The sequence below is a fragment of the Streptodolium elevatio genome (genome assembly GCF_040649515.1).
In the GTDB taxonomy this organism is placed as follows: domain Bacteria; phylum Actinomycetota; class Actinomycetes; order Streptomycetales; family Streptomycetaceae; genus Yinghuangia; species Yinghuangia elevatio.
This window is the reverse complement of sequence record NZ_JBEZFP010000119.1, coordinates 17,006-29,983: the sequence shown is the minus strand read 5'-3', so window position 1 is coordinate 29,983 and position 12,978 is coordinate 17,006. Positions and strand designations below refer to the sequence as shown.

Sequence of the window (12,978 nt, the reverse complement as noted above, 5' to 3'; positions counted from 1 at the left end):
CGGGGAAGTCCCGCTTCCCCGGCCCCGCCGCACGAGCTGTCTCCGGTCGTGCTCAGACAGGCGACGCCACCGGGCGCCGCTCGACGACCTTGGCCGCCAGGTACCCGAACAGCACCCCGAACGTCGCCCACAGCACCGCCTGTACGCCCAGCGACGCCACCCGGAACCGCCACAGCACGGTTGCCGAGAAACCGTCCGGGACGGTCTCGGGCGACGGCAGCGCCAGGGCGATCAGCGCCACCACGACGACGTATCCGCCGACCGCGGCGAGCACCGCGTTCCCGGCCCCGATCCGCGGCGCGTACTGCCGGGCCAGGTACGCCGCCCCGACCGCGAGCAGGATGCTGATCGCGATGAGCCCGAAGTACTGCGCCGTACGCTCGGAGATGCTGTCCGGATCACCCACCGCCGGTGGTTGCGCCGGGTACTTCAGGAAGGGCACGAGCACGACGGCCACGTAGCCGGCGAAGGCCAGCAGCCCCGCGGTCGCCCGCGCCCCGAACGGTCCGAGCCGGCCGTACGCGACCGCGAACACGAGGGCGAACAACCCGCCCACCGCGATCCCGTAGACGCCCACTCCGGTCAGCAGCCCGACCGAGCTCTGCACGTCCCGGCTGACGACCTCTTCTTCTTCCTCGTGCGCCGCGGCGTGCCCGGCCGCGCCCGCGCCGTGCCCGGGCTCGGCGGGAGCGGCCTCCGCGGCGGCCTTCGACTCCTCGAACGAAATGGCGCTCCGCACCTCGGGCTCGCCGAAGACGTACGCGAAACCCCATGCCAACAGTCCGGCGACAATGCCCACGAGCATGCCCCGGATCAACAGTCCACGCATCATTTCGGTGCTTCCCCCGCGCTCAGTGGCAGGGGAATGCGAGCAGGTGCCGGCCGTCGTGCACGAACTCGTGCACCCCGGTTCCGGAGAAAATCGCCGTGGCGCCCTGCTCAGCGCCGACGAAGTAGATGAGGAACAGCATGAGGGCGCCCATGAAGACCGCCCAGGGCAGCACTTCGCGTACCGGAATTCTCACCGGTACGGGTGGGGCGCTGGTGGTGGCGGAAGACGGGGTGGGGACAGCAGCCGTAGCCACGGAGTTCCTCCTTCGGGGCACGCGCCCGTTCGGTGGCGGCACGACGTGGAGGGTCTGACTGACGGCATCCGCGCTGCCCGGAGTACCCGGGCCCGCGGAACCGATCACAGTGGCGCGTCCGCGCCGGATTCCCACCGGCTTCCCCACAGCATCGCAATGTCGTTCGCAACGTAGGGGTACGGGGCTGGCCGCGTCAACGTGTGCACATATGCCGGGCACGTCGCCGCGCACCATCCGTCGTACGAGCGACAGTTGCCCCGGCACCGGCCGGGGACGGACGCGCGCGATCCAGGGGACTCGCCGAGCTTGGCGCGATGTGTTATCGCCTTTTGCCATGGCAGGTGGCAAGGGCCTGATATCTGATGCTCCGTCAGAACGCGAAGGCCAGCCCGAACACCCGAACTCCCGGACGCGGCTGCGTGCGGCGGCCTCAGGCCGAGAGCTGGTCGGCCAGCGCGCGGAGGGCGAGGGTGTAGGAGGTGATGCCGAAGCCGGCGATGGTGCCGCTGGCGACGGCGGCCACGACGCTGGTGTGGCGGAACTCCTCGCGGGCGTACGGATTCGAGATGTGTACCTCGATCAGTGGCGCGGTGCGTTGGGCGATGGCGTCGCGCAGGGCGTACGAGTAGTGCGTGAACGCCCCCGGGTTGATCACGATCGGGGTGCGCTCGTCGGCGGCCTCGTGGATCCAGCGGATCATTTCGGCCTCGTCGTTGGTCTCGCGGACGTCGACCGCGAAGCCCAACTCGGCGCCGGCCTTCTCACAGGCCGCGACAAGGCCGGTGTACGACGTCGAGCCGTAGACATCCGGCTCGCGACTCCCCAGGCGGCCCAGGTTGGGGCCGTTGAGGACCAGGACCTTGGTCGCGGTCACGAGCGCGCCACCTCTCCGTACGCCGCCGCGAGCATCGCGGGGTCGGGCGCTTCCAGGATCGCCGGCTTCGCCAGGCCGTCGAGCACCACGAAGCGCAGCCGGTCCGCTCGCGACTTCTTGTCGATCCGCATCGACTCCAGCAGCTTGGGCCAGGCGTCCGCACGGTAGGTCAGGGGCAGGCCCAGCGACGCCAGGACGGCCTTGTGGCGGTCCGCCGTCGCGTCGTCCAACCGGCCCGCGAGGCGGCCCAGTTCGGCGGCGTAGACCATGCCGACGCTGACCGCGGCGCCGTGCCGCCACTTGTACCGCTCGGCCTTCTCGATCGCGTGCCCGAGCGTGTGGCCGTAGTTCAGGAACTCACGGGTGCCGGACTCCTTGAGGTCGGCGGTCACCACGTCGGCCTTGACCCGGATGGCCCGCTCGATCAGCTCCGCCGTGTGCGGCCCCGAGTGCACGCGCGCGCCCGCCGGGTCCGCCTCGATGAGGTCCAGGATCACCGGGTCGGAGATGAATCCGGCCTTCACCACCTCCGCGAGGCCGCTGATGTAGTCGTTGCCCGGCAGGGTCTCCAGCGTCGCGAGGTCGGCGAGGACGCCGGCCGGCGGGTGGAACGCCCCGACGAGGTTCTTGCCCTCGGCGGTGTTGATCCCGGTCTTGCCGCCCACCGCGGCGTCGACCATCGCCAGGAGGGTGGTGGGGACAGCCACCCAGCGCACACCGCGCAGCCACGACGCGGCCACGAATCCCGCGAGGTCCGTCGTGGCACCGCCGCCGATCGCGACCACCGCGTCGGAGCGGGTGAACCCGGTCTGCCCGAGCACCGACCAGCAGTACGCCGCGACCTGGACGTCCTTGGCCTCCTCGGCGTTCGGCACCTGGATCGCGATCGCCTCGTAGCCCTGCGCCGCGAGGTCCTCGCGGACCGCCTCGCCCGCGACGCTCAGCGCCTCGGGGTGGATCACCGCGACGCGGCGCGCCTTGGTGCCGATGATGCCGGGCAGTTCGCCCAGCAGGCCGGTCCCGATCACGACCTCGTACGGCTCGGCGTCGCCGCCGACTCCGATGCGGACGGGCTCGCTCGTTGCGCTCATCGCTCCTGGTCCTTCGTGGTTGCGGCGGCCAGCGCGGACGCCAGATCGTCGGCGACCTCCTGCGGGGTCCGCCCGGAGGTGGCCACGACCACGGTCGCCACCTCTTCGTACAGCGGACGGCGCTGCTCCATCAGCTCGCGCCAGCGCGCCCGCGGGTTGCCCACCAGCAGCGGGCGAGGCGCGTCGAGGCCCACGCGGCGTACCGCGTCGGCCAGTTCGACGTCGAGGAACACCACCGGGCGGTCCGCCAGCAGCTTGCGGGTCCGCGGATCCATCACCGCGCCGCCGCCCAGTGCCAGCACACCGGCGTGCGCGGCCAGCGCCGCGGTGACCGTTTCGTGTTCGAGCATGCGGAAGTGCGGCTCGCCGTCGTCCACGAAGATGTCGGGGATCGGCTTGCCGGCCGCCGCTTCGATGTCGGCGTCGGTGTCGCGGAATCCGACGCCGAACCGCTCGGCCAGCAGCAGCCCGATCGTGGTCTTGCCCGCCCCGGGGGGACCGACCAGGACCACCACGGGCCCGGCGCCCACCGGTTCGCCGCCCGTCGGTCCACGGTCGACGGACACGCGGTCCGTGCCCTGACCGGTCGACTGGTCGTCCGCCGGTTCGCGGCCGGTCGACTCACCCATGGGGAACTCCCTTCCCTCGGACTTCCCTCGGATCCCGCTCATCCCGGCGGCACCGTGGCTACTTGATCTCCAGGGCATCGAGGTACCCGGCCAGGTTGCGCCGCGTCTCGGGCACCGAGTCGCCGCCGAACTTCTCCACGACGGCGTCGGCGAGCACCAGCGCCACCATGGCCTCGGCCACGATGCCGGCCGCCGGGACGGCCGCGACGTCGGAACGCTGGTGGTGCGCCTGCGCCACCTCGCCGGTCCGCACGTCGAACGTGGCCAGCGCGCGCGGGACGGTCGCGATCGGCTTCATCGCGGCGCGCACCCGCAGCACCTCGCCCGTCGACATGCCGCCCTCGGTCCCGCCGGAGCGTCCCGAGGTACGCCGTGCGCCCTCGGGGGTGTTCACGATCTCGTCGTGCGCCTGCGAACCGGGGACCCGGGCCAGGTCGAACCCGTCGCCCAGCTCGACGCCCTTGATCGCCTGGATGCCCATCAGCGCCGCCGCGAGGCGGGCGTCGAGGCGGCGGTCCCAGTGCACGTGGCTGCCCAGGCCCGGGGGGAGTCCGTACGCGAGCACCTCGACCACACCGCCGAGCGTGTCGCCGGCCTTCTGCGCGGCGTCGACCTCGGCGACCATGGCGGCGCTCGCCTCGGGGTCGAGGCAACGCACCGGGTCGGCGTCGAGCCGCTCGGTGTCCTCGGGCACCGGCACGACGCCGCTCGGTGCCTTCGCGGCCCCGAACTCGACGACGTGGCTCACGATGCGGATGCCGGCGACGGCCTCCAGGAACGACGCCGCGACCGCGCCGAGGGCGACGCGCGCCGCCGTCTCGCGGGCGCTCGCGCGCTCCAGGATCGGACGCGCCTCGTCGAAGCCGTACTTCTGCATGCCGGCGAGGTCCGCATGGCCCGGCCGCGGGCGCGTCAGCGGCGCGTTGCGGGCGAGCCCGGCCAGCACCTCGGCGTCGACGGGATCGGCCGACATCACCGTCTCCCACTTCGGCCACTCGGTGTTGCCGACCATGACGGCGACCGGACTGCCCATGCTGAGGCCGTGCCGCACGCCGCCGAGGAACGTGACCTCGTCACGCTCGAACTTCATGCGCGCGCCGCGCCCATAGCCCAGCCGCCGACGCGCGAGCGCGTCCGCGATCGCCTCGGTGGTGACGGGGACTCCGGCGGGGAGCCCCTCCAGGGTCGCGACGAGGGCGGGCCCGTGCGATTCGCCCGCGGTCAGCCAGCGCAAGTTGCCCAACGGTGTTCCTCCAGTGCGGCCCGGCGACAGTGCCGGGGAACCCCGCCAACGACAACGGGGATGGCCTGACTCGATCCTTTCATGCCCGCGGGCGGGGCCCGTGCGGGCGTCCGAGGAATGGACCGGGCGGATGGACCGGGCGGATGGACCGGGCGGATGGACGGGGACGGACGCGGGGCGTACGCCGGGATGGGCGTGGGGATGGACCCGAGGACGACACGGGGTGGGCGGGTGACGGGCGGGTCTTTGCCCGCATCCCCGGACGATCCCGGTCACCATCCCGCATAGGCGCCCACCAGCTGCTCGCCGCACAGCACCCCGCCCAGCGCCCCGACGAGTATGTGCGGCCCGAACGGGAGAGCCGTGTCCAGCCGGGCCCGTCGCGTCGCCAACAGCAACACCGCGGCGGCGCCCGCACAGGCGAAGGACAGCAGCGCGCCCGCGATCAGCACGTGCCACCCCAACCAGCTCAGATGCAGCCCGAGCACCGCCGCCAGCTTGACGTCGCCCAGGCCCAGCGAGCCCCTGCGGCACACCGCGACGGCGAAGTGGTAGGTGGCGAGGACCAGTGAACCGAGGAGCGCCCGCGCGTACGCGTCGAAGTCGTCGAGCGCCAGCGCCTCCATCCCCAATAGCGTCAGACCGGCGAGGAGCAGCACCCCGATCACGGAGTCGGGCAGGCGTAACGTATGGATGTCGACGAGCGCGAGGACCACGCCCGCCGCCGCGACCAGCAAGAACGCGAGCAGGTCGAGGCCCGGCCCGAGCCGCCAGGCCAGCAGCCCGAACACTCCCCCGGTGACCACCCCCAGCACGGGCGCCACCGGCACTCTCGGCCAGGCGGGCCGCCCGAGCCGCACCCCCACCCCCACCGTCACCCCGGACATCCCCGCCACCATCCTCTCGACAGGCACCCGCAGAACCAGCCCCGCGGCGAAGCCCACCGCGGCGCACACAAGCGTGGAACTCATGAACACAGAGCAGACTTTACGGTGAATCACCGAATGGTGACGTTCAGTTATCCACAGCCCGTCCGCCCTGTCCGCTCCTGTGGAAAACCCCCCACCAAACAGACCCCGTCAAGGCGGCCGCCCCACGGCGGACGGCGCGCTGCTCGGACGGGTCGGCTCCGAGGACCCGTGCAGTTGACGGACTACCCCCTTGCCGTGCGTCGGGCCGGGTGGCGAGCGTGTGAGGTCAGACCGCCAGGTCGAGCCCGAACCGCCTTGAGAGGAAAGCCGTTTCATGCGCCTTCACGCCCGTTTCGCCGCACTCGCGGTCGCCCTGCCCCTGCTCGGGTTCACCGCCGCGTGCGGCTCGGGCCAGACGAACGGGAAAAAGGAGACCGCGCCGCCAAATGCCGGAAGCCATACGGGCCCCGGCGCTTCAGGAGGTGCGTCGGGAGGTGCTTCCGCGCCGGCCACCAGCAAGAGCCCGCCGCGTACCGCGTTGACCGAGGCCGAACTCAAAGCCGCGCGCCTCACCGGCGTACGCGGCTGGCAGATCTTGGCGAACGACCGGGAGCCCGCTCCCGCATCGCCCGAGAAGGCCGACAATCCCGAGTGTCAGCCGCTCCTCGATCTGGTCGCCCCCGAGCCGTCGTTGCAGCCGGACGCAAAAGCCGCCATCACCATCACCAAGGCCGACGTCCCTGGTCAAATCAACATGGGCATCGGCCAGTTCGGCCCGGGCAAGGTCGAGAAGCTCTTCGTCGACGCCGCCGCGGCGCTGCCGAAGTGCGGCCAGTTCTCCGGCACCAACAAGAACGGCTCCAGGATCGACTACACCGCCACCGCAGGCACCGGCGCCACCCTGGGGGACGCGACCATCCGCATCGACTTCACTCGGGCGCAGGGCGCGCGCAAGAGCCTGATTCCGGTGGTCATGGTGCGCAGCGGCACCGCGGCGGTCCAGGCCATGTCGATCGACACTGTCGTCGACGCGAAGGCCGCGCCCCCGCTCGCCGTTTCGGACGAGCTGCTCGAACTCCAGCTCGCGCTGCTCGTCGAAGCCCAGAAGAAGCTGGTCTGAGCATCGGGTGAGTGGGCGCGCACCACAAGTTCTCCGCCTGCGCACCGAATTCCGGCGTCGGCCTCCGACCATGGGTGGCAACCGCGGCGGCAAGAGGCGTTTTCCCGCCAGGAAGGGCCCCGCCGGTTCGCCACGCGACGTACCTCGCGTGACGTACCTCGCGTGACGTACCTTGTGCGACGCATCTCGTGCGACGCATCTCGTGCGACGCGCCCCGATCAGGTGCGCGCCGCCAAGGCGGCCTCTCCTGCCGCGCGCATTTCAGCCAGGGGGCCGGGGTACCCCGTCATCAGTTCCACCTGGAGCACGGCTTGGTGGAGCAGGAGGTCGAGCCCGCCGACCACCGGACCGCCCGCCTTCGACCAGGCCGCCGCCAGAGCCGTGGGCCACGGGTCGTAGACGACGTCGAACAGCACGCCGGGGGCGGACGCGACGCTGTCGACGAGATGGTCGGTCGCGCCTTTGGGCGTCGTGGAGATCACAAGCGGGAAGTCGAGGCCCTTGTGGGCATCTTCCCACGGGCGGACCAGGATCTCGACGCCCAGGCGCTCCCCCGACTCGAACATCTCGTGCGCGCGCACCGCGCCTCGGACGTACGCCCGAACCGGGCCGTCACAGATGGTGGCCAGTGCCGCAAGCGCCGAAGTGGCGGTGGCGCCCGCGCCGAACACCGCCGCCGATTCGACCCGGTGGACCCCGCGTTCGCGCAACGCCTCGACCAGGCCCGGCACATCGGTGTTGTGCCCGACGCGCCGGCCCTCCGGGTCGATGAGGACCGTGTTCACGGCGTCGACCGCCGACGCGGTCTCCGAGACCTCGTCCAGCAGCGGCAGGATCGCCCGCTTGAGCGGCATGGTCAGCGAGAGCCCGGCCCACGACGCGTCCAATCCCCCGACGAAGTCCGGGAGTCCGGCTTCGTCGACGTCGAACGCGTCGTACGACCAGTCCGCGAGTCCGAGCGCCGCGTACGCCGCCCGGTGCAGGACCGGCGAGAGCGAATGCGTGATCGGGGAGCCGAGTACAGCGGCCCGATGGACCCCCGCAGCCGTTGCTACCTGCCCGGGTTGTCCTTGTGCCACTGCTCGAGTTCCTTAACGTCCTTGTTGAACTGCGTCTGGTTGTCCGAGAACTTGGTCTCGCCGGTGTCCGGGTTGACCGTCACGAAGTAGAGCAGCTTGCCCTGGGTCGGCGAGAGCGCCGCGATGATCGCCTTCTCGCCCGGGTTGTTGATCGGCGTCGGCGGAAGCCCCTTCTTTATGCGCGTGTTGTAGGGGCTGTCGGTGTTGAGTTCCGCGGCGGTGAGCTGGAGCGCGCTCTTGTTGAGGACGTAGTTGACAGTCGAGTCCATGCCGAGCGACATGTTCTTGTTCAACCGGTTGTAGATGACCTCGGAGACTTTGGTCATGTCCTCGGTGTTGCGCACCTCCGCCTGGATGATGCTGGCCATCTTCAGTATGTCGTAGGGCGACTTGCCGACCGCCGCGGCCTTTTCCTCGAGTTTCATCGTCGCGTACTTGTTCTTGGACGTGTTGACCATGTCCTTGAGTACGTCGATCGGCTTCATCCCCGGCGCCGCCGCGTACTGCGCCGGCCAGAGGAAGCCCTCGATGTTGCCGCCCGCCCATTCGGGCAGTCCGAGCGCGGGGTCCTTCGACGCGGCCTCGACATCGGCGAACGGGACGTTCAGCTTCTTGGCGACGATGTCGAGCACCTTGCTCGCCCGCAGCCCCTCGCCCGGCGTGATGTTCTGCCGGTTGGCGCGGTTGACCATGAACTCGAAGGCCGACTTCGCCGACATGTGCTCCTTGAGCACGTACGCGCTGGCCTCGATGTTCCGCTGCTGCTTGTCCCCGGTGTACGCCTTGGTGAAGGCGTCGACGCTCTTGACCACCTTGGCGCGCTTCAGCTCGTTGCCGATCTGCGACGCGACCCACCCGGGCTTGACGACGACCACGACGGACGAACCCTCGACGCCGGCCCCGGAATAGTCCGGCGGGGGGCCGAAACGGTCCTTCACGAAGCCGTACGCGAACCACCCGCCGGTCAGCAGAAGGCCGATCACGACGGCGAAGGCGATGAAGACGGCACAGCCGCTGCGTCCGCGCTTCTCCTTGCGGCGTCCGCGCGAACCTCCGTTTTTGCCCCGGCGCCGACTGCGCGGCTCCGTGTCCATCGTCAGTCCGAGGTCACTCATCTGGGGTGGTCTCCGCCTGGGTCGGGCCGTGGGCCGCGGGCAGGGATGCGTCTCGGGCGGACTCGCCGCCCGAGGACGGTTCGGTGGTTCCGGTGCTACTGGTATCACCAGTAGGACTGGTTGTACCAGGAACCGCCTGGCCGGGTGGGAGTCCCGAAGTCCTCTCCGTTTCGAGCGCGTTCTGCAGGATGACGACCGCCGCTGCCTGGTCCACGACGGTACGGGCCTTTTTGCCGCGTACCCCCGAGGCGCGCAGATCTCGCGTCGCGGTCACGGTCGTCAGCCGCTCGTCGACAAGTCGTACGCCGACCGGAGCAATCGCGGCGGCCAACCGGGACGCGAAGGCACGCACCTTCGCGGCCGCGGGCCCCTCCCGGCCGGACAACGAGCGCGGCAGGCCGACGATCACCTCGACGGCCTCGCGCTCGGCGACCAGCGCCGCGATGCGGGCGATGTCGCCGCGCCCCGCCTTGACCGTCTCGACCGGGGTCGCGACCAGGCCGTGCGGGTCACTGGCGGCGACGCCCACGCGGACGTCGCCGACATCGACGGCGATGCGTACTCCTCGCCTCACCGGTGCCTCCCCAAAGGCACCGGGGACCGGGGACACCGCGCAGTGCCGTGGACCGCGCCGCGTCCCCCCATCCGGGTCCCCAACTAGGCCGCCCGTTCGGCGACCGTGCGCGCCACCGCGGCGAGGGCGTCCTCGACGGCCGCCGGGTTCTGCCCGCCGCCTTGCGCGACGTCGTCCTTGCCGCCGCCGCCCCCGCCGAGCGCCTTGGCCGCGGTGCGCACCAGTTCGCCGGCCTTGACGCCGCGCTCGCGCGCGGTCTCGTTGGTCGCCACGACCACCATGGGCTTGTTGTTCACCACCGAGACCACGGCGACGACGGCCGGGCGGGCGTTGAGCCGCTGCCGTACGTCGAGCGCGAGCTTGCGCAGGTCGTCGGTCGACGTCCCGTCGGCCACCCGGTGCGCGACCAGCGCGACGCCGTGCACGTCGGACGCCTGCTCGGCCAGGCTCGCGGACGCCTGCAGCACCTGGGCCGCGCGCATCCGGTCGATCTCCTTCTCCGCCTCGCGGAGCTTGGCGACGATCGACGAGACGCGCTCGGGCAGTTCCTCGGGACGGCCCTTCACAACGTCGGTGAGCTGGTTGACGATCGTGTGCTCGCGGGCCAGGAAGCGGTACGCGTCGACGCCGACGAGCGCCTCCACCCGGCGCACCCCCGCACCGATCGACGACTCGCCGAGCAGCTTGACCAGGCCGAGCTGCGCGGTGTTGTGCACGTGCGTGCCGCCGCACAGTTCCTTGGAGTAGTCGCCGATCGTGACGACGCGGACCTCGTCGCCGTACTTCTCGCCGAACATGGCGGTGGCGCCCTGCTTGCGCGCCTCGTCCATGCTCATGACCTCGGCCATGACGTCCAGGTCGCGGGCCAGGACCTCGTTGATCTTCTGCTCGACGTCGGTCAGGACGCCGCCGGGGACCGCGGCGGGGGCGCCGAAGTCGAACCGGAAGCGGCCGGGCGCGTTCTCCGAGCCGGCCTGCGCGGCGGTCGGGCCGAGCGCGTCGCGCAGCGCCTGGTGGGTCAGGTGGGTGGCGCTGTGCGCGCGGGCGATGGCGCGGCGGCGGTCGAGGTCGATGCTCGCGAACGCGGACGACCCGACGGTGATCTCGCCGACCTGCACGGTGCCGCGGTGCACGCTGACCCCCGGCACCGGCTGCTGCACGTCGCGGACCTCGACGACGGCGCCGCCCTCGATACGGATGCGCCCGGTATCGGCGAGCTGGCCGCCGCCCTCGGCGTAGAAGGGGGTGCGGTCGAGGACGACCTCGACCTCGTCGCCTTCGTGCGCGGCGGGTGCGGACACGCCGTCGACGAGGAGGCCGACGACGGTCGCCTCGCCCTCGTTGAGGAGGTAGCCGGTGAACTGGGTGGCCCCGGAGGTGTCGGCGACCTCGCGGTACGCGGACACGTCGGCGTGGCCGTGCTTCTTGGCCCGCGCGTCCTCCTTGGCCCGCTGCTTCTGCTCGGCCATCAGGCGGCGGAAGCCGTCCTCGTCGACCTCGAGGCCCTGCTCGGCCGCCATCTCCAGGGTGAGGTCGATGGGGAAGCCGTGGGTGTCGTGCAGCGCGAACGCCGCGGTGCCCGGGAGCGTCGTGGCGCCGGCGGCCTTCGCCTTGCCGATCTCGCTGTCCAGGATCGAGGTGCCGGTGACGATCTTGTCGAGGAAGCGGGCCTCCTCGGCGACGGCGACCGAGTCGATGCGCTTGGCGTCGGCGACCAGTTCGGGGTACTGCGGGCCCATCGCGTCGATGGTCGTGGCGACCAGCTCGCTGAGCGTGGGGCCCTGGGCGCCGAGCAGCCGCATGTTGCGGATCGCGCGGCGCATCATGCGGCGCAGCACGTACCCGCGGCCCTCGTTGCCGGGCACCACGCCGTCGCCGATGAGCATGACCGCGGTGCGCACGTGGTCGGCGATGACGCGCAGCGAGACGTCCGACCTGAGGTCGCCGCCGTAGCGGTGGCCGGTCAGCTCGGCGGCGCGGTCGAGGATCATGCGCGAGGTGTCGATCTCGTACAGGTTGTCGACACCTTGGAGGATGCACGCGAGGCGTTCGAGGCCGAGGCCGGTGTCGACGCTCTTCGCGGGCAGGTCGCCGAGGATCTCGAAGTCGTCCTTGCCGATGCCCGCGCCGCGGATGTACTGCATGAAGACCAGGTTCCAGATCTCCAGGTAGCGCTCGCCGTTGACGGCGGGGCCGCCCTCCTCGCCGTACTCCGGGCCGCGGTCGTAGTTGATCTCCGAGCACGGGCCGCACGGTCCGGGCACGCCCATCGACCAGAAGTTGTCCTTCTTGCCCAGGCGCTGGATGCGCTCCGCGGGCACGCCGATCTTGTCGCGCCAGATCGACTCGGCCTCGTCGTCGTCGAGGTAGACGGTGATCCAGAGCTTCTCGGGCTCCAGGCCGTAGCCGCCGTCCGCGACGGGGCTGGTCAGCAACTCCCAGGCGAGCGTGATCGCCCGCTCCTTGAAGTAGTCGCCGAACGAGAAGTTGCCGCACATCTGGAAGAACGACCCGTGCCGGGTGGTCTTGCCGACCTCGTCGATGTCGAGGGTGCGCACACACTTCTGAACGCTGGTCGCGCGCGGGTACGGCGGCTTGACCTCGCCGAGGAAGTACGGCTTGAACGGCACCATGCCGGCGTTCACCAGGAGGAGCGTCGGGTCGTCGGCGACCAGCGACGCGGACGGCACGACGGTATGTCCGCGCTCCTCGAAGAAGCGCAGCCAGCGGCTACGGATCTCTGCGGAATCCATCAGCGTCGGTCCTTCCGGTCGTACCTGGCGCGACCGCGGCGTTGTTCGCGCGGTGTCGATGCGGGAGCTGCGCCGCGGGCGAGGCCGAGGCGGAAGCCCTGTTGATTGTCGTGCCTGTCGTATGCGTCGTAGCCGTCGTACGCGGCCTCGTCGTACTCGTAGGCGTCGTAGACGTCCCGGCCGTACGCATCCTGTCCACGGTACGGCGCGCGGGCCGCGGGCAGCGCCCGCATCTGGTGGCGGCCGGGCAGCACCTGGGGTCCGGGGAGGACGGGAGGCGCCGCGGCCGCCGTCACGTCGGCGCCGATCGCGCGGTAGAGCTCGGACTCGCGCTCGGCCATGCCGGCGCGTACCTCGTCGGCGAAGTAGCGGATGGCGTCGCCGATTCCGGTGACGTTGTCGGCGACTCCCTCGGGGGTGTACTTCGCCGCCTTGTCCTTCACCTTGCGTGCGGCCCACATGCCCGCGCCCGCACCGACGGCCATCCAGAACAGCCGTGCCATG

The 12,978-nt window shown here is 71.1% G+C and carries 12 protein-coding genes, 1 pseudogene and 1 riboswitch; of the genes and pseudogenes, 1 reads left to right on the top strand and 12 read right to left on the bottom strand.

The window, feature by feature from the left end; genetic code table 11:
• Nucleotides 1-52: 52 nt before the first annotated feature.
• The 7 genes from AB0C36_RS33220 to AB0C36_RS33190 form a co-directional block, all read right to left on the bottom strand.
• Nucleotides 53-832, bottom strand: coding sequence for a CbtA family protein (locus AB0C36_RS33220; RefSeq protein ID WP_358361587.1), 780 nt, complete (start codon nt 830-832; stop codon nt 53-55).
• A gap of 19 nt (nt 833-851) precedes the next feature.
• Nucleotides 852-1,085, bottom strand: a complete 234-nt coding sequence (locus AB0C36_RS33215; protein ID WP_358361584.1) for a CbtB domain-containing protein — start codon at nt 1,083-1,085, stop codon at nt 852-854.
• Nucleotides 1,086-1,167: 82 nt separating this feature from the next.
• A riboswitch (cobalamin riboswitch) is annotated at nt 1,168-1,228 on the bottom strand.
• Between the two features lie 287 nt (nt 1,229-1,515).
• Entirely contained in the window at nt 1,516-1,959 is a 444-nt protein-coding gene (gene aroQ, locus AB0C36_RS33210; RefSeq protein WP_358361582.1) for a type II 3-dehydroquinate dehydratase, read from the bottom strand.
• Entirely contained in the window at nt 1,956-3,050 is a 1,095-nt protein-coding gene (gene aroB / locus AB0C36_RS33205) for a 3-dehydroquinate synthase (RefSeq protein WP_358361580.1), read from the bottom strand. The genes aroQ and aroB overlap by 4 nt, the downstream gene beginning before the upstream one ends.
• The gene (locus tag AB0C36_RS33200; protein ID WP_358361578.1) at nt 3,047-3,679 is read right to left on the bottom strand and encodes a shikimate kinase; all 633 of its coding nucleotides are present in this window, start codon (nt 3,677-3,679) and stop codon (nt 3,047-3,049) included. The genes aroB and AB0C36_RS33200 overlap by 4 nt, the downstream gene beginning before the upstream one ends.
• A gap of 58 nt (nt 3,680-3,737) precedes the next feature.
• Nucleotides 3,738-4,922, bottom strand: coding sequence for a chorismate synthase (aroC, locus tag AB0C36_RS33195; RefSeq protein WP_358361576.1), 1,185 nt, complete (start codon nt 4,920-4,922; stop codon nt 3,738-3,740).
• A gap of 272 nt (nt 4,923-5,194) precedes the next feature.
• Complete coding sequence (locus tag AB0C36_RS33190; RefSeq protein ID WP_358361574.1) at nt 5,195-5,893, bottom strand: prepilin peptidase; 699 nt, start codon at nt 5,891-5,893, stop codon at nt 5,195-5,197.
• A 274-nt stretch (nt 5,894-6,167) separates the two neighbouring features.
• Between AB0C36_RS33190 and AB0C36_RS33185 the strand changes: the two genes are divergently transcribed.
• The gene (locus AB0C36_RS33185) at nt 6,168-6,953 is read left to right on the top strand and encodes a hypothetical protein (RefSeq protein WP_358361571.1); all 786 of its coding nucleotides are present in this window, start codon (nt 6,168-6,170) and stop codon (nt 6,951-6,953) included.
• Between the two features lie 218 nt (nt 6,954-7,171).
• Here AB0C36_RS33185 and AB0C36_RS33180 read toward each other — a convergent pair whose 3' ends face one another.
• From AB0C36_RS33180 to AB0C36_RS33160, 5 genes and pseudogenes are all read right to left on the bottom strand, one after another.
• Nucleotides 7,172-8,032 (bottom strand): shikimate dehydrogenase, encoded by an 861-nt coding sequence (locus AB0C36_RS33180; RefSeq protein WP_358361568.1) that lies wholly within the window; start codon nt 8,030-8,032, stop codon nt 7,172-7,174.
• A complete protein-coding gene (gene mltG / locus AB0C36_RS33175) occupies nt 8,005-9,147 on the bottom strand; it encodes an endolytic transglycosylase MltG (RefSeq protein WP_358361565.1) in 1,143 nt (380 codons plus the stop codon). The genes AB0C36_RS33180 and mltG overlap by 28 nt, the downstream gene beginning before the upstream one ends.
• A gap of 130 nt (nt 9,148-9,277) precedes the next feature.
• Nucleotides 9,278-9,721 (bottom strand): annotated as a pseudogene (ruvX, locus tag AB0C36_RS33170) (Holliday junction resolvase RuvX); the annotation flags it as partial.
• 83 nt (nt 9,722-9,804) lie between these two features.
• Nucleotides 9,805-12,474 (bottom strand): alanine--tRNA ligase, encoded by a 2,670-nt coding sequence (gene alaS, locus AB0C36_RS33165; protein ID WP_358361563.1) that lies wholly within the window; start codon nt 12,472-12,474, stop codon nt 9,805-9,807.
• Nucleotides 12,474-12,977, bottom strand: a complete 504-nt coding sequence (locus AB0C36_RS33160; RefSeq protein WP_358361560.1) for a DUF6167 family protein — start codon at nt 12,975-12,977, stop codon at nt 12,474-12,476. Before AB0C36_RS33160 ends, alaS begins: the two co-directional genes overlap by 1 nt.
• Nucleotide 12,978: the final 1 nt, after the last annotated feature.